This is a genomic window from Streptomyces sp. NPDC005963 (assembly GCF_040638655.1).
Lineage (GTDB): Bacteria > Actinomycetota > Actinomycetes > Streptomycetales > Streptomycetaceae > Streptomyces.
On the sequence record NZ_JBEXVD010000008.1, the window covers coordinates 133,067 to 153,069 of the forward strand.

The 20,003-nt window shown below is 69.9% G+C and carries 15 protein-coding genes; 7 read left to right on the forward strand and 8 right to left on the reverse strand.

Going from position 1 to position 20,003, the window contains the following annotated elements; all coding sequences use genetic code 11:
- Positions 1 to 52: 52 nt before the first annotated feature.
- Both hemQ and hemG read right to left on the reverse strand, forming a co-directional pair.
- Positions 53 to 766, reverse strand: coding sequence for a hydrogen peroxide-dependent heme synthase (gene hemQ / locus ABZ348_RS14465; RefSeq protein ID WP_358932822.1), 714 nt, complete (start codon positions 764 to 766; stop codon positions 53 to 55).
- A 4-nt stretch (positions 767 to 770) separates the two neighbouring features.
- Positions 771 to 2,222 (reverse strand): protoporphyrinogen oxidase, encoded by a 1,452-nt coding sequence (gene hemG / locus ABZ348_RS14470; RefSeq protein WP_358932824.1) that lies wholly within the window; start codon positions 2,220 to 2,222, stop codon positions 771 to 773.
- A gap of 203 nt (positions 2,223 to 2,425) precedes the next feature.
- On the opposite strand from hemG, the gene ABZ348_RS14475 reads away from it, so the two are divergent.
- Both ABZ348_RS14475 and ABZ348_RS14480 read left to right on the forward strand, forming a co-directional pair.
- Positions 2,426 to 3,391, forward strand: coding sequence for a DUF4349 domain-containing protein (locus ABZ348_RS14475; protein WP_358932826.1), 966 nt, complete (start codon positions 2,426 to 2,428; stop codon positions 3,389 to 3,391).
- A gap of 27 nt (positions 3,392 to 3,418) precedes the next feature.
- Positions 3,419 to 4,804: an FAD-dependent oxidoreductase gene (locus tag ABZ348_RS14480; RefSeq protein ID WP_358932828.1), complete on the forward strand. Its 1,386-nt coding sequence runs from the start codon at positions 3,419 to 3,421 to the stop codon at positions 4,802 to 4,804.
- 112 nt (positions 4,805 to 4,916) lie between these two features.
- On the opposite strand, the gene hemE is transcribed toward ABZ348_RS14480, so the two are convergent.
- Positions 4,917 to 5,981 (reverse strand): uroporphyrinogen decarboxylase, encoded by a 1,065-nt coding sequence (hemE, locus tag ABZ348_RS14485; RefSeq protein ID WP_358932830.1) that lies wholly within the window; start codon positions 5,979 to 5,981, stop codon positions 4,917 to 4,919.
- A 92-nt stretch (positions 5,982 to 6,073) separates the two neighbouring features.
- Between hemE and ABZ348_RS14490 the strand changes: the two genes are divergently transcribed.
- From ABZ348_RS14490 to ABZ348_RS14510, 5 genes are all read left to right on the forward strand, one after another.
- Entirely contained in the window at positions 6,074 to 6,805 is a 732-nt protein-coding gene (locus ABZ348_RS14490; protein WP_358932832.1) for a DUF3000 domain-containing protein, read from the forward strand.
- 581 nt (positions 6,806 to 7,386) lie between these two features.
- Positions 7,387 to 8,052, forward strand: coding sequence for a response regulator transcription factor (locus ABZ348_RS14495; protein WP_017242457.1), 666 nt, complete (start codon positions 7,387 to 7,389; stop codon positions 8,050 to 8,052).
- 86 nt (positions 8,053 to 8,138) lie between these two features.
- Positions 8,139 to 9,422 carry a ribonuclease D gene (locus ABZ348_RS14500; RefSeq protein ID WP_358932834.1) on the forward strand — a complete coding sequence of 428 codons (1,284 nt, stop codon included), beginning with the start codon at positions 8,139 to 8,141 and terminating at the stop codon, positions 9,420 to 9,422.
- Between the two features lie 248 nt (positions 9,423 to 9,670).
- Positions 9,671 to 10,891 carry an acetyl-CoA C-acyltransferase gene (locus ABZ348_RS14505; RefSeq protein ID WP_358932836.1) on the forward strand — a complete coding sequence of 407 codons (1,221 nt, stop codon included), beginning with the start codon at positions 9,671 to 9,673 and terminating at the stop codon, positions 10,889 to 10,891.
- On the forward strand, positions 10,888 to 13,014 hold the full coding sequence (locus ABZ348_RS14510; protein ID WP_358932838.1) for a 3-hydroxyacyl-CoA dehydrogenase NAD-binding domain-containing protein: 2,127 nt from the start codon (positions 10,888 to 10,890) through the stop codon (positions 13,012 to 13,014). Before ABZ348_RS14505 ends, ABZ348_RS14510 begins: the two co-directional genes overlap by 4 nt.
- Before the next feature lie 69 nt (positions 13,015 to 13,083).
- Here the strand turns inward: ABZ348_RS14510 and ABZ348_RS14515 are convergent, their stop codons facing one another.
- From ABZ348_RS14515 to ABZ348_RS14535, 5 genes are all read right to left on the reverse strand, one after another.
- Complete coding sequence (locus tag ABZ348_RS14515; protein ID WP_358932840.1) at positions 13,084 to 14,154, reverse strand: NlpC/P60 family protein; 1,071 nt, start codon at positions 14,152 to 14,154, stop codon at positions 13,084 to 13,086.
- 21 nt (positions 14,155 to 14,175) lie between these two features.
- Positions 14,176 to 14,658 (reverse strand): poly-gamma-glutamate biosynthesis protein PgsC/CapC, encoded by a 483-nt coding sequence (locus tag ABZ348_RS14520; RefSeq protein WP_329024393.1) that lies wholly within the window; start codon positions 14,656 to 14,658, stop codon positions 14,176 to 14,178.
- Positions 14,655 to 16,274, reverse strand: coding sequence for a poly-gamma-glutamate synthase PgsB (pgsB, locus tag ABZ348_RS14525; protein WP_358932842.1), 1,620 nt, complete (start codon positions 16,272 to 16,274; stop codon positions 14,655 to 14,657). The genes ABZ348_RS14520 and pgsB overlap by 4 nt, the downstream gene beginning before the upstream one ends.
- Positions 16,275 to 16,280: 6 nt before the next feature.
- On the reverse strand, positions 16,281 to 18,497 hold the full coding sequence (locus tag ABZ348_RS14530) for a cache and HAMP domain-containing protein (RefSeq protein WP_358932978.1): 2,217 nt from the start codon (positions 18,495 to 18,497) through the stop codon (positions 16,281 to 16,283).
- A gap of 218 nt (positions 18,498 to 18,715) precedes the next feature.
- On the reverse strand, positions 18,716 to 19,891 hold the full coding sequence (locus ABZ348_RS14535; protein WP_358932844.1) for a CapA family protein: 1,176 nt from the start codon (positions 19,889 to 19,891) through the stop codon (positions 18,716 to 18,718).
- Positions 19,892 to 20,003: the final 112 nt, after the last annotated feature.

A 20,003-nucleotide genomic window follows, 5' to 3' on the forward strand; every position in this document is an offset into this window, starting at 1 on the left:
CCCGGCCTTCGTCGTATCCGGGGCGCTATGCCCCGGGAGCGGGCCGGGCCCGTCAGGCGAGCGAGGCCACCAGTTCGGAGACCTCCTTGCGGCGGCCCGTGTAGAAGGGGACCTCCTCGCGGACGTGCATCCGGGCCTCGGACGCCCGCAGATGACGCATCAGGTCGACGATCCGGTGCAGTTCGTCCGCCTCGAAGGCCAGGATCCACTCGTAGTCGCCGAGGGAGAACGACGCGACCGTGTTGGCGCGCACGTCCGGGTATCCGCGGGCCATCTTGCCGTGGTCCGCGAGCATGCGCCGACGGTCCTCGTCGGGCAGCAGGTACCAGTCGTACGAGCGGACGAAGGGGTAGACGCTGACGTAGTCGCGGGGGTTCTCGTCGGCGAGGAAGGCCGGGATGTGCGACTTGTTGAACTCGGCGGGGCGGTGCAGCGCCATGTTCGACCAGACCGGCTCCAGCGCCCGGCCGAGGCGGGTGCGGCGGAAGAGGTTGTACGCGTCCTGGAGCTCGTCCGAGGTCTCGGCGTGCCACCAGATCAGCACGTCGGCGTCCGCGCGCAGCCCGGAGAGGTCATAGGTGCCGCGCACCGTGATGTCCTTGGCGGCGAGCTGGTCGAACAGCTCCTGGACCTCGTCGGCGTAGCCGGAGCGGTCCTCGGGCAGCACGTCGCGCAGCTTGAAGACGGACCACAGCGTGTAGCGGATGACCTGGTTGAGGTCCTTGGCCTTCTTGCCGGCGTTCGGGATCTTTTCTGGTGCGCTCATGGGGCTATTGTCCCGCGCCTCGAACGGTGCCCTGCGTCAGGGTGGGCGTGGCGAGGATCTCGTCGGCGGCCCGCTGCCCGCCGGCGATGCAGGCAGGGATGCCGACGCCGTCGTACGCCGCCCCGCAGAGCGCCAGACCTGGCAGTTTGGCGACCTCCCGGTGGATGCGTCCGACCCTTGCGGGGTGGCCCACCGGGTACTGGGGCAGACCGTGGGTCCAGCGGGTGACGGTGGAAGCGACTGCGGTGGCCGTGACGCCTGCGGCCCGTCGAAGGTCGTTCAGCGCGATGTCGATCAGTTCGGCGTCCTCGCGCTGCAACTGCTCCTCGTCGCCGTGGCGGCCGATGGAGGCGCGCAGGACGAAGAGTTCGGGCGAGCGGTCGTCGACCCACTGCCACTTCTGGGTGGAGAAGGTGGATGCCTTGATGGTGTGGCCGTCCACGGGAGGGACGAGGAAGCCGCTGCCGGCGGGGAGGCCGGTCAGCTCGGGGCGCCGGAAGGCAAAGGTGACCAGGGCCATCGAGGCGTACTCGATCCGGTCGAGTTCGGCGGCTGCGGCGGGGGACTCGGCGGCGAGGAGTGTTGCCGCGGGGCCGGCGGGCACGGCGAGGACGACGGCGTCGGCGGTGATCTTCCGGTCCGCGAGGAGCACCTCCCAGCCGTCCGAGCGGCGGTTCAGGGCGCGGACGGGCGTGCGGTGCAGGATCTCTCCGCCCGCTGCGAGGACCGCGTCGGCGACCGCGTCGGGCAGGGTGCCGACGCCGCCTTCGATGCCGAGGAACACGGGCCCGTCCTGCTGCTGGGCCCTGGCGCGGCGCTGCACCTCCCGGACGCCCGCGAGCAGGGAGCCCTGTTCCCGCGTTGCGGCGAAGAGTTGGGGGACGGCGGCCTGCATGGAGATCCGGTAGGCGTCTCCCGCGTACACGCCGCCGAGGAGCGGCTCCACGAGCCGGTCGACGACCTCACGGCCGAGGCGTTCGGCGGTGAACGCGCCGATGGCGACGTCCTCGTCGAGTTCGACCGGAGGGAGGTCGCGTTCCGCTGCGATCCGCTCGACGCCCTCGGGCGACAGGATGCCGGCGAGCGCTTCGGGGGTGGCCGGGACGCCCATCACATGCCCCTTGGGCATGGGGCGCAGCGCATCGCGGGTCCAGAGTGCGGCGGTGGCCGTGGCGGGCGGCTGGAGCCGGTCGCCCAGGCCGACCGCTCGGGCGAGGTCGATCGCTTCGGGGCGGCGGGCGAGCAGCGATTCGGCGCCCAGGTCCACGGGGGCGCCTTCGATCTCTCCTGCGAGCAGTTTGCCGCCGAGCCGGTCGGTGGATTCGAGGAGGGTGACCCTGACCCCCGCGCCGACGAGTCGGTGTGCGGCGGCGAGCCCGGTGATCCCGCCTCCGATGACGACGACGTGCCCGGCGTCCGTACGGGATCCGGTACGGGTGTCCTGGGAAGACTGCATGTCTCCACTCTCTCAGACCGACTGTGGGCCGCCTTAAGCGACCGAGACCGACCGGGTCGGGTCGGGGTCCGATCGGGCCGGGGCGCTGCGAGCCGATTCGAGTCCTTACCGTGATCGGTTCGCTACCGCGAGGAGGAAACCGGACCGGGAGTGCCGCCGTCGAAAGGGCGATATCCAGCGACGGAATCGATATGGGGGGCCATATGCGTGCACGACGTACGTGCGCCGTACTACTGCTGACCGCCTCGCTCGCGGTGGCGGGTTGCGCTGCGGGCGACGGGGACCACAAATCCGCTGATGCCGCCGATTCCTCGGTCGAGCGGGGGGTTGCGGGCGGAGCCAAGGAAGCGGCGACCGATCCGAAGGCCGGCAGCCCGCAGGGGGTGGAGAAGGGGGCACCGGCCCTCAAGCTGGCGCCGTCACACATCATCCGGACCGCCGAACTGCGGGTGCAGGTCAAGGACTCGGTGAAGGCGCTGACCGCGGCCCGCAGGACGGCCGAGCGGGCCGGTGGCCATGTCGCCGAGGAGTCCACCGAACGCATCGGGGATGACGAGATGGACACCCGGGTGGTCCTGCGCGTACCGCAGGAACGGTACGAAGGGGTGTTGGCCGAGTTGGCGGGCGCGGGGAAGCTGCTGCTGCGCACCTCGAACGCCACCGACGTGACCGACGAGGTCGTCGACGTGGAGAGCCGCATCGCCACCCAGCGGGCGAGCGTGACCCGGGTGCGGGCGCTCATGGACCGGGCGGACAAGCTCGCCGACGTGGTGACCCTGGAGGGGCAGCTCAGCAGCCGCCAGGCGGAGCTGGAGTCGCTGCTCGCCCGGCAGGCTTCGCTGAAGGACCGCACAAGCCTGTCGACGATCGAGCTCACGCTCACCGAATCCGCGGACCCCAAGGACGAGGACGAGGGCGATCCCGGTTTCCTGGATGCGCTGGAGGGCGGCTGGGACGCCCTGGTGACCTCGTTGCGGTGGACCGTGGTGGTGCTCGGGGCGGTGGCGCCGTTCGCGGCGCTGCTGGGCCTGTTGTACGCGCTGTGGCGGTGGGCGGTGCGTCCCCGGCTGAACCGGCGGCAGCCCGCCCCCGAGCCTTCGCCCTCGGCCTTGCCGGCGTACGCCTCGACGCCCCCGCGGACCGAACGGGAGGAGCCTGACGGCAGCTGACCAGGCACTCCCCCGTAGCGTGTGGGCATGACGAGTCCCAGAACGGTCGAACGACTGGTGGTCATCGGAGGCGATGCGGCCGGCATGTCGGCCGCATCGCAGGCACGCAGGCTCAAGGGGCCGGACGAGTTGGAGATCGTCGCGTTCGAACGCGGCCACTTCAGCTCGTTCTCGGCGTGCGGGATCCCGTACTGGATCGGGGGTCAGGTCGACGACCGCGCCGATCTGATCGCCCGTACGCCCGCCGAGCACCGCGAGCGCGCGATCGACCTCCGGATGCGTACGGAGGTCGTGGAGATCGACACGGCCCGGGGGCGGGTGCGCTCGCGCGATGTGGACGGCGGCGCCGAGTCATGGACCGGTTACGACAAGCTCGTGTTGGCGACCGGGGCGCGGCCGGTGCGCCCACCGCTGCCGGGGATCGACGCCCCCGGCGTCCACGGGGTGCAGAACCTCGACGACGGCCAGGCGCTGCTGGACACCCTCGCCGGGACCGAGGGGCGCCGTGCGGTGGTGATCGGTGCCGGCTACATCGGGGTGGAGATGGCCGAGGCCCTGCTCAACCGGGGCTTCGAGGTCACGGTGCTCAACCGGGGCGCGCAGCCGATGGCGACGCTCGATCCGGACATGGGTGCCCTGGTGCACCAGGCGATGGACGGTCTCGGCATCACCACCGTGAACCGCGCCGAGGTGACCGCGATCCACGTCGATGCGGCCGGCCGGGCCTGCGCGGTCGCCACCCGTGACGCCGTCCACCCCGCGGACGTCGTGGTCCTCGGCATGGGCGTGGAGCCGGAGACCTCGCTGGCCGAGGCCGCGGGGCTACCGCTGGGCGTCCACGGGGGCCTGCTCACCGACCTGTCGATGCGGGTGCGCGGCCAGGAGCACATCTGGGCCGGCGGCGACTGTGTCGAGGTGCTCGATCTGGTCTCGGGCCGGGAGCGCCATGTCCCGCTCGGCACCCACGCCAACAAGCACGGCCAGATCATCGGCTCCAACGTGGCCGGCGGCTACGGCACCTTCCCGGGGGTCGTGGGCACGGCGGTCAGCAAGGTCTGCGAGCTGGAGATCGCCCGCACCGGTCTGCGCGAGCGGGAGGCGTCGGCGGTGGGCCTCCAGTACGTGACGTCGAAGGTCGAGTCCACCAGCAGGGCCGGCTACTACCCCGGGGCCGCGCTGATGACGGTGAAGATGATCGCCGAGCGTGGTACGGGTCGGCTGCTGGGCGTGCAGATCGTGGGTCGTGAGGGTGCGGCGAAGCGGGTGGACGTCGCGGCGGTGGCACTGACGGCGGGGATGACGGTCGAGCAGATGACGGCACTGGACCTCGGGTACGCACCGCCGTTCTCCCCGGTCTGGGACCCGGTGCTGGTGGCCGCCCGCAAGGCGGCGACGGCGGTGCGGGCGGGCTGATGGGTCACCGGGTCCACCAAAGCCGCTGACGGTCCGTCAATGGCCTTGGTGGACACGGCCCCTCACGCGGAGGTACCTGTTCGCACGGTGCGTTCGTCCGGCGGGCGTCCGCTCAGCGGGCCGTCTGCTCGTGGACCGAAGCCACCAGACGCGTCAGGGCGTCCGGGTCCGTCGTCGGCAGGACGCCGTGACCGAGGTTGAAGATGTGGCCCTCCAGCCCCGCGGCTGCGTCGAGCACCTCTCGGGTCTTGCTCTCCACGGCCTCCCGGCTGGAGAAGAGCACCGCGGGGTCGAGGTTGCCCTGGAGCGCCTTGCCCGGGCCGACCCGTCGGGCGGCCTCGTCCAGCGGGACCCGCCAGTCCACGCCCACGACGTCGGCGCCGGCCTCGCCCAGCAGACCGAGCAGCTCACCGGTGCCCACGCCGAAGTGGATACGGGGCACTCCGTAGGAGGCCACCGCGTCGAACACCTTGGTCGAGGCGGGCATCACCGAGCGCCGGTAGTCGGCGGGTGCGAGCGCGCCGACCCAGGAGTCGAAGAGCTGGACGGCGCTCGCTCCGGCCTCGATCTGCACCTTCAGGAACGTGGAGGTGATCTCCGCGAGCCGGTCCAGCAGATCGGCCCACAACTGCGGGTCGCCGTACATCATCGCCTTGGTGTGCTCGTGGTTGCGGGAGGGCCCGCCCTCCACGAGGTAGCTGGCGAGCGTGAAGGGTGCGCCGGCGAACCCGATGAGCGGGGTGGTGCCGAGCTCGGCCGTGAGCAGGCCGATCGCCTCGGTCACGTACCAGACGTCCTCCGGTGTGAGGTCCCTGAGCCGGGTCAGGTCGGCGCGGGTGCGGATGGGGTCGGCGACGACCGGGCCGACTCCGGGCTTGATGTCGAGGTCCAGACCGATCGCCTTGAGCGGGACCACGATGTCGCTGAAGTAGATCGCGGCGTCCACCTTGTGCCGGCGCACCGGCTGGAGCGTGATCTCCGTGACCAACTCGGGCCGCATGCACGATTCCAGCATCGCCGTGCCCTCGCGCACCTTCAGGTACTCGGGCAGGGAACGGCCGGCCTGCCGCATGAACCAGACCGGAGTGTGCGGGACGGGCTCCCGCCTGCACGCCTTGAGGAAGGCGGATTCGTACGGCTTCGGCTGCTCGCCCGTGGGGCGGTCGTTGACGCTCACGCCCCAAATCTTCGCACGCCGGGTGGAAGTGGCTGCCCCGGCCCGGGTGTCCTTCCCTGCGCTCAGGGCCCGTTCCGCCTACTCTTCCCCGCATGGCCGCGGCTCAGGGACGTTATTCGGATCATTCTGACCAGTCTGATCAGTCACATCACGCATCATCCGGTTCGACCAGCTCGGGCGGGGACGACAAGGGCGACAAGGACAGTGCTGACGACGGTACGCAGGACGCCGTGCCCCGCCCGTTCCGGCTCGCGGTCGAAGCGCTGCGCTCCGCGCGGCTGCGGCCCGGGATCGAAGTGGACCCCACGCGCCCGCCCCAGCGGCTCGCCCCCCATGCGTACGCGCTGGAGGCCGCGGTCGTGGAGGACGACGAGGACCTCGCGGACGGGCGGCTGGTGCTGTTGCACGATCCGGCCGGGCACGACGCCTGGCAGGGCACGTTCCGGCTGGTGACCCTGATCCGTGCGGAGCTGGAGCCGGAGATGGCGGCCGACCCCCTGCTGCCCGAGGTGTCCTGGTCGTGGCTGACGGGTGCGATGGAGGCCCGAGGGCTGGCGTACGGAGAGCCCAGCGGGACCGTGACGCGCGCCGGATCGCACTACTTCGGTGGGCTGGCCGAACGCCGGCCCGCGACCCAGATCGAGATCCGGGCGTCCTGGACGCCCCGCGAGGGCCGTGACGGGGTGCCCGACACGGCCGCGCACCTGGCGGCCTGGTGCGATCTGCTCTGCCAGATCGCCGGGCTCCCGCCGGCCGCGGTCGGGGTGGAGCCGGGTGCCCCGGTGGTGTCACTGCCCCAGCGCCGGGGGCCGCAGCACCGTTGAACCGGTGCGACAGCACTGTCACGCCAGGGCGGCAGCACCGTTATGCCGGGGCGGACCGCACCCCCACTGGGTTGTCGTACGGCCCGGGTGCGGTGCCGCACCCGCCCGGGCGTTCACGAGCCGGCGCCCGGTGCCCGGCCGCCCGCCGCGACGTACGCCATGGTCAGCGGCAAAAGGCGGTACGGTCAGCTCAACCGATGCGGCTACCTCGGCTGACGCAACAGTGCGTCGGTCGATAGGGCTGTCGCGCCACCCGACCTGGATCGGGCTCGGCGCCGACCCGCCTTCGGAGCGACCGCTCCCCCTGGGGAAACCGCCTCACCCGGCACACCCTTCCGGGGCGGATTCAGCGGTCCCACAACGCCCCTCATCAGCGATGGCCCCATGGGTAACAACCCGTCAGCTCATTCGTAGGATGATCGATCACCCGTCCTAATTGCACCAATTGTTACTCACCAAATCGTGATCATTCTCTAAAGGCGACCGGCTTCGGTGCCGAAGAGGTCAGTGACCCTAACTGCACGGTTCGCCCCGGCTTCATCCCCGAGCCGGCCCGTCCCGCACCTTCCTCAGGAGGCCTGGTGTCCGTTCTACTTGAGCAGCCCGCAAGCCTGGTCGCCTACCGCCCGAACAAACCGACGGCCATGGTCGTCGTGGCCGACCCGCGCGTCCGCTCCACCGTGACCCGCCATCTGTGGGCGCTCGGTGTGCGCGATGTGATCGAGGCGTCGTCCATCGCGGAGGCGCGTCCCCGCGTCGGCAACCCGCGCGACATCTGCGTTGCCGACGTCCATCTGCCCGACGGTTCCGGGCTGACCCTTCTGTCCGAAACCCGCGCGGCGGGCTGGCCCAACGGCCTCGCCCTCTCCGCGGCCGATGACATCGGCGCCGTGCGCAACGCGCTCGCCGGCGGTGTCAAGGGATACGTCGTCACCGGGACCCGAACCAACATCGGGCACCCCACCCGCCCCGGCGCCGCCCCCATCGGCTCCGCAGCGGCCCGTCTCGGCCACCGCCGCCCCCCGGGTGCTCCGAGCCACCCGGGCGGCTACCGGGAGCTGTCCGGCCGCGAGGTCGAGGTCCTCAGACTGGTCGCCGAAGGCCAGTCCAACAAGGCGATCGGCGTCTCGATGGGACTTTCCGCCCTGACGGTCAAGAGCCACCTCGCCCGGATCGCACGCAAGCTCGGCACGGGTGACCGCGCCGGCATGGTGGCCGTGGCCCTGCGTACGGGCATCATCCACTGACCCCTCAACCCCGCGCGATCCCGTACGCGCCCGTCGACGGAACGTTACGTCGACGGGCGCGCTCCGCTGACAGATACCCTTGACACGTGACCGACGCCCATGACCCCGCAGCTAAGACCGCACTGCGAACCACCGGGGGCGCTCCCCCGGACGACGGCGTCGCAGCCGAAGTACCTCCCGTCGCCCTGTTGGAGCCCCGAGAGGGCATCCCCCCGGTGGTCGCGGACGCCGCTGCGCTCGCCGGAGTGATCGCAGCGTTCGCCGCCGGCACTGGCCCGGTGGCGGTCGACGCCGAGCGCGCCTCCGGCTACCGCTACGGCCAGCGCGCCTATCTGGTGCAACTGCGCCGCGAAGGCGCCGGCAGCGCACTGATCGACCCGGTCGGCTGCCCCGACCTGTCGGAACTGGGCGAGGTCCTCTCCGACACGGAGTGGATCCTCCACGCAGCGACCCAAGACCTGCCCTGCCTGCGGGACATAGGCATGGTCCCGACCCGCCTCTTCGACACCGAGTTGGCCGGGCGACTGGCCGGCTTCCCCCGGGTCGGACTGGGTGCGATGGTCGAGTCGGTGCTCGGCTACGCCCTGGAGAAGGGCCACTCCGCCGTGGACTGGTCCACCCGTCCGCTGCCCGAGCCGTGGCTGCGGTACGCGGCCCTCGACGTGGAGCTCCTCGTCGACCTGCGCAACGCGCTGGAGAAGGAACTGGACCGGCAGGGCAAGCTGGACTGGGCCCACCAGGAGTTCGACGCCATCGCCAGCGCCCCGCCCGCCCCGCCGCGCAAGGACCCCTGGCGGCGCACGTCAGGGATGCACAAGGTGCGCCGGCGCCGTCAGATGGCGGTCGTACGGGAGCTGTGGACGGCCCGGGACCGGGTCGCGCAGCGGCGCGACGTCTCGCCGGGCAAGGTGCTGAGCGACAGCGCCATCATCGAGGCGGCCCTGTCCGTGCCGCCGAACGTACAGGCGCTCACGGCGCTCCCCGGCTTCGGCCATCGGATGGGGCGTCGACAGTTGGAGCAGTGGCAGGCGGCGGTCGACCGGGCGAAGGCGCTGCCCGATGCGGAACTGCCGCAGCCCGGTCAGCCCCTGAACGGCCCGCCGCCCCCGCGGTCCTGGGCCGACAAGGATCCGGCCGCGGCAGCGCGGCTCTCGGCGGCGCGGACGGCGGTGACGGCACTGGCCGAGGAACTCAATCTGCCGCAGGAGAACCTGATCACGCCCGACACGGTCCGCAGGGTGTGCTGGGAGCCCCCGGCCGACCCTTCCGTCGAGGCCGTGTCCCACGCGCTCACGGAGCTCGGGGCGCGCCCCTGGCAGGTCGAGCTGGTGGCGCCGCTGCTGGCGCAGGCGGTGACGGCCACCGCCTGACCGGACCCGCCCGTGAACCGTGCCACCGCCCACCCGGGCCGTGGCACGGTTCTTTTGTGCTGCCCGGGAGCACCGCGCATCCCGACGGTCACAGCGCCCCGCGTCTACGGCCCCACGGTTGTGACCTTCGACGCTCCCGGGGAGGGGACTGGGCACGATGGTTACCCGCAAGTAGCATGGGGGAAGGAAAGCGCGCGCTCAGCCGCGCCCCCGCAGCAGTGCCACCCGCACCCTGGAGGAGAGCCATCGTGCCTCGTACCGTCAGGGACGTCGTCTTCGTCGACGGCGTCCGCACCCCGTTCGGCAAGGCGGGCCCGAAGGGCATCTATCACGAGACCCGGGCCGACGACCTCGTCGTCAAGGCCATCCGGGAACTGCTGCGCCGCAACCCCGGCCTGGACCCGGCCCGGATCGACGAGGTGGCCATCGCGGCCACCACCCAGATCGGCGACCAGGGCCTGACCCTCGGGCGCACCGCCGGCATCCTCGCCGGACTGCCGCAGTCCGTCCCCGGCTACTCCATCGACCGGATGTGCGCGGGCGCGATGACGGCCGTCACCACGACCGCGGGCGCCATCGCCTTCGGTGCGTACGACGCGGTGATCGCGGGCGGCGTCGAGCACATGGGCCGCCATCCGATGGGCGAGGGAGTCGACCCGCACCCGCGGTTCGTCAGCGAGAAACTCGTCGACGAGTCCGCCCTGTTCATGGGCATGACCGCGGAGAACCTGCACGACCGCTACCCGACCATCACCAAGGCGCGCGCCGACGAGTACGCGGTGCGCTCCCAGGAGAAGGCCGCGAAGGCGTACGCGGACGGAAAGATCCAGCAGGACCTGGTGCCGATCTCGGTGCGTCGCACCAACCCCGAGGGCGGGGAGACCGGTTGGGGTCTCGCCACCGAGGACGAGCCGATGCGCCCGGGCACCACCCTCGCGAACCTGACCGCGCTGAAGACCCCCTTCCGGCCCCACGGCCGGGTCACCGCGGGCAATGCGGCCGGCCTCAACGACGGCGCCACCGCGTCCCTGATCGCCTCCGAGGAGTTCGCCCGCGAACACGACCTGCCGGTACGGATGCGGCTGGTCTCGTTCGCGTACACCGGTGTGGAGCCCGAGGTCATGGGCTACGGACCGATCCCCGCGACCGAGAAGGCACTCGCCAAGTCCGGTCTGTCGATCGACGACATCGGCCTCTTCGAGATCAACGAGGCGTTCGCCGTCCAGGTGCTGGCCTTCCTGGAGCACTACGGCATCGCCGACGACGACGCTCGCGTCAACCAGTACGGCGGCGCCATCGCCTTCGGCCACCCGCTGGCCTCATCGGGCGTGCGGTTGATGACCCAGCTGGCCCGCCAGTTCGAGGAGCAGCCGCAGGTCCGCTACGGCCTGACCACCATGTGCGTCGGCTTCGGCATGGGCGCGTCGGTCATCTGGGAGAACCCCCACTTCAACGGAGGCGACAAGTGAGTACCGCTGAGCTGCTGAAGGGCGCGGCCGAACTGTTCGCCGACGAGGTGGTCACCAGCGCCCACGTGCGTCATCTCGATCTGCCGCTCGCCGCGGGCCGGTTCGCCCTGATCACCCTGGACAACGGGCTCGACCACACCAAGCCCACCACCTTTGGGCCGAAGTCCCTGGCCAACCTGAACGCGGCGATCGACCAGGTGGAGCAGGAGGCGGCCGAGGGCTCGATCATCGGTGTCGGACTCACCGGCAAGCCGTTCATCTTCGCCGTCGGCGCCGACCTCAAGGGCGTGGAACTGCTGAAGCGGCACGAGGACGCCCTCGCCATCGGCAAGGGCGGCCACGATGTCTTCAAGCGGCTCTCCGGGCTGGCCGTGCCCACCTTCGCGTACTACAACGGCGCGGCGATGGGCGGCGGCGTCGAGGTCGGGCTCCACTGCTCGTACCGTACGGTCTCCAGCGCCGTGCCGGCCTTCTCGCTGCCCGAGGTGTTTCTCGGGCTGGTGCCCGGTTGGGGCGGCTGCACCTTGCTGCCGAATCTGATCGGCGCGGACCGCGCGGTGACGGTCATCGTCGAGAACTCGCTCAACCAGAACCGTCAGCTCAAGGGGCGCCAGGTCTTCGAGCTCGGCATCGCCGATGCGATCTTCGAGGGCGCTGACTTCCTGGAGCAGTCGCTGACCTGGACCGCTGCCGTCCTCAAGGGCGAGATCGCCGTCCAGCGCGCCGAGATCGACCGCGGGGAGCCCTGGGACGCGGCCGTGGCCCGCGGGCGCGCGATCGCCGACGCCAAGGTGCACGGCGCGGCCCCCGCCGCCTACCGGGCCCTCGACATCGTGGCCGCCGCCAAGGACGGTGACCTCCAGGCCGGCTTCGACGCCGAGGACCGGGCCCTCGCCGACCTGATCATGGGCGGCGAACTCCGCAGTGGAATCTATGCGTTCAACCTGGTGCAGAAGCGCGCCAAGCGCCCGGTCGGCGCCCCGGACAGGTCCCTGGCCCGCCCGGTCACCAAGGTGGGCGTCGTGGGCGCCGGCCTGATGGCCTCCCAACTCGCGCTGCTGTTCCTGCGCCGCCTTGAGGTGCCGGTCGTGCTCACCGACATCGACCAGGCGCGGATCGACAGGGGCGTGGGTTACGTCCACGGCGAGATCGACAAGCTGCTCGACAAGGGACGCATCAACCAGGACAAGAGCAACCGGCTCAAGGCCCTGGTCAGCGGTGTGCTGGACAAGGCGGAGGGCTTCGCGGACGCCGACTTCATCATCGAGGCCGTCTTCGAGGAGATGACGGTCAAGCAGCAGGTGTTCGCCGAGGTGGAGGCCGTCGCCCCCGCCCATGCGATCCTCGCGACCAACACCTCGTCCCTGTCCGTGTCCGAGATGGCGTCGAAGCTGAAGCACCCGGAGCGGGTCGTCGGCTTCCACTTCTTCAATCCGGTGGCGATCCTGCCCCTGTTGGAGATCGTGCGCGGCGAGCAGACCGATGACGCCTCGCTGGCGACGGCCTTCGCCGTGGCGAAGCAGCTGCGGAAGACCGCCGTCCTGGTCAAGGACGCACCGGCGTTCGTCGTGAACCGCATCCTGACGCGCTTCATGGGCGAGATCCAGAACGTCATCGACGAAGGCACCCCGGTCGTCGTGGCGGAGCGGGCCGTGGAGCCGCTGGGGCTGCCCATGTCCCCCCTGGTCCTGCTGGAACTCGTCGGTCCGGCGATCGGACTGCACGTATCCGAGACTCTTAACGGGTCCTTCCCCGACCGCTTCACGGTCTCCCCCAACCTCAAGGCCGTCGTCGAAGCGGGCAAGCGCGGCTTCTACGTGTACGACTCCGGGCGCCCCGAGTTGGACCCCGAGGTCGCGGCCCTGCTGGTCCAGGGCGATGTGGTCCTGACCGAGGAGCAGACCCGGGCCCGGGTGCTGGACGCGGTGGCCGAGGAGATCGGGCTGATGCTGGCCGAGGGCGTGGTGGCCGAGGCCCAGGACGTCGACCTCTGTCTGATCACGGGCGCGGGCTGGCCCTTCCACCTGGGCGGCATCACCCCGTACCTGGACCGCGAAGGCGTGTCCGAGCGGGTCAACGGAAAGCCGTTCCTGGCTGCGGGCGTGGCGAGCGTGCCCGCCTGACGGACCGGCTGAACACGTGGAGGGCGGTACGGAAGCTTCCGTACCGCCCTCCACGCAGGTGCGGGTCGCTCAGAGGCGCTTGGCGCTGCGCAGCGTCTTGGCGTAGTAGCCGTTGCCGTTCAGACGCGATGCGCCGCCCTTATCGCCGATCGTGGGGCCGTTGACCTCTTCCCGGCTGGACAGGAAGATCATGTTTCCTTCCGTGTCATGGCCCAGGTAGATCCCCATGTGGTCGAGGCGCTGCTTGGTACGGGCGTCCAGCTTGAAGAAGACCAGATCACCGGGCTGGAGCAGGTCGATGGACTTCGGTCGGCCCTCGGGGCCCACGCTGGTCAGCGGTATGACGTTGGCACCGAGGTCGGAACGCGCCATGCCGTTGGCGGTGCGCGGCAGTCCGTCGCCCGACTTGTCCGACGAGGCCAGCGGATACCGGGCGCGGTAGCCCAACAGGAGCCGCATAAAGCCGGAGCAGTCCGCGGAGCGGGCCCGCCGGGTCTCCGACTGGGCCGTGACGCCGTCCCGGAAGGTGTACGAGATCCCGAGGTAGTCGTAGAAGTCGGACAGTTCCTCACGGAGGTCGTTGCCGGAGCTTCCGTTGGGGTTCAGCGGCCCGAAGTTGGCGTCTCCCGCGTACGCGAGACCCTCGTCGTCCTTCTTGACGGGCTGGTCCTGGACGTACTGGAAGCCCATGGCGAAGATGTCGTCCTCTTCGCTGCCGAAGAACTCCTTGAACCAGTCCTTGAACCACTTCTCCTTCTCGGCGCCCTTGCGCCACGGCTCCGGCATCAGCCGGACCCAGTTCTCCGTGACCACCCGGGTCTTGGTGTTGGCCGGTTCGGAGAAGGTGCGGGAGGGGCCCTTCAGCGTGGCGGTTCGCGCCTTGTCGGTGAAGGTGGCGAGCACCTCGCCGTTGCCGTCCCGGAGCACGGAGCGCTCGGGGTTCTTCAGCCGCTCCCAGGTCTGCGCGCCGCTCTTCCCGGCCGCCGCACCCTGGAGCTTGGGGGTGTCGGTGACCGCCTGCACCTTGGGCGCCTTGGCTTGTTCGTCCTTGCGGAGTTCCACGGTGAGGTACGCGCTGCCGGCGAGCAGCGCGAGGACGGTGACTCCGTGGACGACGGGGCGTTTCTTCTTGGGGCTCATGGGATCGGCTCCACTGGGTGATCAGGCGGTCGGCATGACGCCGAGGAGGATTCCGGCGGTGAGGACGACATAGGCCATCAGCGTGACCGAACCGGTCGCCAACAGCGTCGGTCCCTTGGGCTGGCGGACCAGCTGGTAGGCGATCAGGCCGGGAACGATGAATCCGAGGGTCTGGTTGCTGTACATCAGCGGGAATTCGAGCGAGAGGATGATCATCACGGTGGCCTGGAGCATCACACCGGTGAGCACGACCGCCGCGAACAGGCGCTTGCCGTAGAGGATGATGAACTTCTGCATCACCAGGGTCGACACATAGGTGAGCACGGTGACACCGAGCACCATGGCCGCCCGCTGGAGGTCCTCGACCAGGGTGAGCGCCAACCAGCCAGGGGTGATCATTCCGCCGGGCGAGAGATTGGTCGTCAGATAGCAGACCAGCGAGAAGAGCAGGCCCAGAGCGATGCCGATGGCGGCGATCTCTGGGGTGAGGACGGACGGGATCAACGCTGGTCTCCTGGGCTGTGCCACTGATGGTCGTCGGCGGGCGGGGCGGGCGGACGGCGGGGTTCGAAGAGGCCGCGCTCCTGCGGCTGCTCACCGTAGGGTGCGGGGCCGTTGTGGACCGTGGTGGGCCAGGGTTCCCTCGGTGCCGCCGGGTCACCCTGCGGGCCGGGCGCGGGCTGGTAGTCCTGCTGCGGGGCGGCGTAGTGCTGCTGTTGGTGGTGATCGCCCCCGGTGGGCTGCTCCGGGATCACGACGCGCGGCATCTGCTGGGTGGAGTACCGGGACTCGTACGCCTCCGAGTACTGCTGGTACGGGTCGATCCGGGGCGCGTAGAGCTGCATCGTCTCCGATGGGTCGACGGTGCGCTCGGGCACCGCAGCGCTCTCGGCCGCGGCCGGCCGCTTGCCGCCCGGCGTGGTGCTGTCGTCCGGGGTCTCGTCGGCCGGGAGCTCGGCGAGGTGCTCCAGGAGCACTTCGCCCTGGCCGTGGATGTTGCCGATGGCGACCAGGGAGGAGTTGGGACCGAGCTGGGCGATCAGCGCGGCCATGAACTCCTCGGGGTCACGTCGATCGCCACCGAGGTCGACCGCCCGGGAGCGGAACTCCGCGGGGATGGCGTCGATGGCGGACTTGGCCGGGTGCCCGATCACGAACACCTTCTCCGGGTCGAGGTCGGGGATGATCTCGCCCATCTGCCCGTTGCGCTCCACCCGGTCGGGGCGGCAGTTGATGACCACGTTCAGGGGCCGGTGGATGGCGCCGAGGTCGAGCAGCTGGTTGATGTTCATCAGCGTCGACTCGGGGTCGTTGGCCGCGAAGACGTTGGCGAACCGCAGCCGCTTGTCGTCCTCGGTGACATAGCGCTCGACGGAGAGGACACCCGGGTCCGGCGGGGCGTCGTACATGCCCTGGAGGGCGGTCTCGCGCTCGACGCCCAACAGGTCCGCCACGGTGAGGGCGATCGCCACGTTCTCCTTGAAGGTGAACCAGCTGAAGCCGCGCAGCTCCTCGTCGCTGACCGTCTCCGGATCGGCGTAGATCAGCTTGCAGTTACGGGCGTCGGCCTCCTCCTGGAGGATGTGGTACCGGTCCTTCTCGGCGGTGACGCAGATGCCGTCCTCGGGCATCGAGCGGCACAGCGAGCGGGCCACGTCGTCGAGGGTGGGACCCATCTCGGCGAGGTGGTCCTCACGGACGTTGCACAGGACGCCGATCGTGGAGCGGATCAGCTTCGACTGGTTGATCTCCTGGAGCGCCGGCATCACCGCCATGCACTCGATGACGAGGGCGTGCGGACGGTACGCGGCGGCGCGGCGGACGATCCCGATCTGCTCCACGACGTTGGCGATGCCGAACTTGCGGTAGACCGGTTCCTCGGTGGCGTCCGGGTGGATGAACCGGGCCGCGGTTCCGGTGGTCTTGGCCACGGTGGTCAGCCCACCGCCGCGCAACGCCCCCGCACACAGCCGTGTGATCGACGACTTGCCGCGGATGCCGTTGACCAGGACCCGGGTGGGGATCTGGTCAAGGTTGGTGTAGTGCCGCCGCTGCTCGACGACGCCCGCCGCCAGCAGGATCGCGCTGCACACCACCAGCACGGTGTAGAGGAAGAGCACGGTGGTTCAGTTCCTTCCGGCCGGCGTCTTGGCGCCGTCGCGCTTGCGGAGCTCCGACAACTGCTGACGGAGGAGTTCCAGACTGCGGGTGACGGCTCCTACCTCGTCGTGGTGACGGGGGTAGAGGACGGTACGGCGGTCTCCGCCCGCGAGGGCTTCGGCCTGGTCGGTGACGGCACGCAGCGGGCGCACCACCACGATGTGGAGCCAGCCGAGGCAGGCCGCTGCGGCGGTGATGCCGAGCAGTCCGGCCAGGACGGTGCGGTTCTGCAGGCTGTACTCGGGGATCGCGAGGCCGGAGGCGGGCTGGTAGCTCACCACGGTCCAGCCGAGCGACTTGGCGGCGCCACCGCCGACGAAGGGTGCGGCTGCAGCGATCTGGATGTCGTCGCCGGTGCGGTACAGGACGCCGCTGGGGCGTGCGCTGAGGCCGACCTTCTGGTTGGAGCCGGCGACGAGCGCATCGAGACGACCGTTGGCCAGCTTCTCGAAGGCGAGGTAGCCGGTGTTGCCGCCGATGACCCTGCGCTCGGCGTCCACGACCCGCACCTGTCCGAGGCCGGGGCGCTTGAGCAGCGAGTTGAGGAAGTCGATGCGGAACTCGCCCACGACGGCCCCGCCGCGCCCGGAGATCTCGGCCGTACCGATGATCACCGGTTCCTTGGCCTTGCTGTCGAGGATGCGGACCGGCTGGGTGGAGGGAGCGACGCCGTCGCTGCGCGGATCGCCGCCCGCTCGGGCCAGGACCTCGCCCTCCTTGTCCAGCACGTACAGCGACTCGTAGCGCAGGTGTTGGGCGAGGGTGCGCTCCAGGACCTCGGTCATCTCGGCGCGCTCGGTGTCCTTGCCCACCAGGGAGGCCACCGAGAGCAGGTCGGCATGGCCCTCGTTGAGGGCGCGCCGCACCCGGTCGGTGAGGGTGTCGGTGCGCTCGCGCTGGTCGTTGATGATCTGCTGGGGTACGACGACGGAGTCGCCCGCCCGGTTGAGGAGCAGCATCAAAGGCGCCGACCAGACCAGCAGGAGGACGGCGGCGACGGCGAGCAGGGGGCGGGCGCCGAGGCGTCGCTTGCGGGGCGGCCCTTCGGGGTCGGCCTCGCCGTTGAGCTGACGGCGGATGCGTTCCAGCGCATCGCCGATGCGGGCCGCTTCACCGTACTTGGGCACGGTGACGGGACGGGTGAGGTCGCCCCGGGTGAGCCGGCGGCTCTCCAGGTACAGCCTGATGAGCGGGCGCTGGACGGTGCCGAGGAGCAGGGCGACGGTGATGCCCCCGATCAGCAGCAGTGCACCGGCGGCGGCGAGACCGAACCCGGGCCCGCCCGCTGCCATCGGCGGGTCGGCGATCTTCACCATGGCGATGACGGTCAGGCCGAGGCTGGTGGCGACGGTGGCACCACCGGGTTCGGGTGCGGCGAGGGTGGCGTACCCGGCCACGAGCCGGTCGCCCGCGAAGTGTTCACCGGTGATGCTGCCGCTGACGCCCTTGAAGCCGCCGGAGCCTGGCTCCTTGGACTGGAGGGGGTTCTGCTTGGCCTTCTTGGCCGCGTACTGGGAGAACGCCTTCAGCTGCTTCTTGGAGTCCTTGATCTCCAGCCGCTGGAAGTCGGTCATCACCTGCTCGGCGGGGTCGATGCCGTCGCTGCTGAGGACCTGGGCGCGCTCGTCGATCACGGCGATGGCGCGGAGTTTACCGAGGCTGATCCCGGGAAAACGAAGGCTGCTGGACGCGACGAGCAGCTTCTGGGGTTCGCCCTTCCAGGTGAGGACGGCAAAGGCGAGCAGTCGCGTCTCGCCGTTCTCCAGTCGGACCATCCGGGGTGCGAGGCCGTTCTTCTCCGAGAGCTTGGAGCGGTCGACCACCGTCAGGGGGACGTTCTCACCGCGGGCGGCGAGGAGTTTGCCCGACTCGATCTCGACGACGGCGGTGCCCATCCACTTTTGGTAGACGTTGCCGATCTTGTCGAGCACCGCATCGGGAGACACCGGCCCCGAGGCGCTGAAGAGGTCTGCGGTCCGGGTGAGGTCGGTGACGCTCTCGTCGATGGAGGCGCGCAGGGCTATCGCGCCGTCCTCGGCGAAGTACTGCTGGGAGTTCAGGACGGCCTTGGGAACGCGTTCTTGGTCGACCCGTCCGAGGGTGAGGGCGGTGATGCCCGCGAGGGCGAGGAGCAGAACCGACAGAACTGCTATAGGTGGACGAATACCGCCCAATAGCGACATGTCGGCCCGTCGGCGGACCTTGTGCCGCCGCTTCGACTGCGAAGCGGCCAACAGGGGGCTCCTCTCATGGAAAACCTTGCGCATCGGGGCCGCCCAACGGCAGGAGGGCACGGGAATGCGCAGCGCAGCACGAAAGTGCAGCGCCGGAAGGATCTGACTGACAATACGGTAAAAGGGTTGTACAAGTTTCAGCGAATGTGACCTCAAACGCCTCTTGCTCAGTCAGGAAGGGACTGCAACGGCTTCAGGTCGTCGCCCTCCGCGCCACGGTTGAGCATGGTGCCCGCGGTGCGCTCGAAAGCCAGTCGATAGCGGGCCCGCTGCTCCTTGGTCAGCTTGTCGTCCTCCCGCAGAATGCGGGCCACGTCCACGAGCCGATGGTCCTTCACCGCGTCCTTCGGGACATTGCCGGCGTCGTCCGGGTCCGGCGGAATGTCCACGTACGTGGGCACGTAGCGGGCGCGCACGTCCCACCCCTTGCCCTTCTTGATGAACTCGAACCAACCGATGACGCCTTCCTCACTGAGGCCGGAGGGCACATCGTGGCGCGCGAGTTGATTGCCGAGTCCATAGGCGATCCAGGTGCCGTCCACCTTCTCCATCGGCTGCACGATGTGCGTGTGGTGGCCGACGATGAGGTCGATGGTGGTCCGCTTGGCGATCTGCGGGCCCAGGGTGAGCTGGGTCTTGCTCAGGTTCGCCCAGTTGTCCCGTCCCCAGTGGAGGCTGAGGATCACCACCTGGGCGCCCTCCATCCTGGCCTTCTTCTCGGCCGCGGAGATCGCGTTGAAGTCGATCAGGTTGGCCGTCCAGGGGGCGTCCTTGGGGACCTCGCGCCCGTTGAACATGGAGGAGTACGAGAGATGGGCCACCTTGACGCCCTTCACGTCCATGATCAGCGTGCGGTCGCCCTCCTCTTCCGTGCGCGCCGTCCCCGTGTGCTTCAGCTTCGCCTTGTCCAGGGCGTCGAGGGTGTCCTTGACACCCTTCACCCCGTGATCGAGTGCGTGATTGGACGCGGTGGAGCACGTGTCGTATCCCACGTTCTTGATCGTGGTGGCGATCTGCGGCGGCACGATGAAGTCGGGGAAGCCGACGAAGGGCCCCTCGGGTTTGCCCGCGACGGGCTCGAAGTGGCAGATCGCGAGATCCGCCTTGCTGATGACGGGCTTGATCCCCTCCATCATCGGGTCGAAGTCGAGCCCCGCCTCTCCCTTGCCGGTCTTGGCCGCGTCCTTGCGCGCCTGCTCGATCAACTGGGGATGGGGAAGGATGTCCCCGGCCGCGGCGACCGTGAAGGCGGGTTCGCCGGAAACGGCTTTGTCATCGGAACCGAACGGGCCACAGGCGACGGCTCCGGAAAGCGTCACCACGAGAGCCACGGAGATCGTCATCGACCGGCGGTAGGGGCGTTTCATCACTCGGCTATCTTTATACAACGATGATGGTCAACCGGACCAAGACGATAACGATTGCAACAATGATGATCGCGCTGACGATCACGCT

Bases quoted from the DNA above. Each gene is read 5' to 3' on its own strand.
- ABZ348_RS14475 (WP_358932826.1), top strand. From the start codon at position 2,426: ATGCGTGCACGACGTACGTGCGCCGTACTACTGCTGACCGCCTCGCTC.
- ABZ348_RS14535 (WP_358932844.1), bottom strand. From the start codon at position 19,891: ATGACGATCTCCGTGGCTCTCGTGGTGACGCTTTCCGGAGCCGTCGCC.
- hemQ (WP_358932822.1), bottom strand. From the start codon at position 766: ATGAGCGCACCAGAAAAGATCCCGAACGCCGGCAAGAAGGCCAAGGAC.
- ABZ348_RS14490 (WP_358932832.1), top strand. From the start codon at position 6,074: ATGGCCGCGGCTCAGGGACGTTATTCGGATCATTCTGACCAGTCTGAT.
- ABZ348_RS14515 (WP_358932840.1), bottom strand. From the start codon at position 14,154: ATGAGCCCCAAGAAGAAACGCCCCGTCGTCCACGGAGTCACCGTCCTC.
- ABZ348_RS14480 (WP_358932828.1), top strand. From the start codon at position 3,419: ATGACGAGTCCCAGAACGGTCGAACGACTGGTGGTCATCGGAGGCGAT.
- ABZ348_RS14530 (WP_358932978.1), bottom strand. From the start codon at position 18,497: ATGTCGCTATTGGGCGGTATTCGTCCACCTATAGCAGTTCTGTCGGTT.
- hemG (WP_358932824.1), bottom strand. From the start codon at position 2,222: ATGCAGTCTTCCCAGGACACCCGTACCGGATCCCGTACGGACGCCGGG.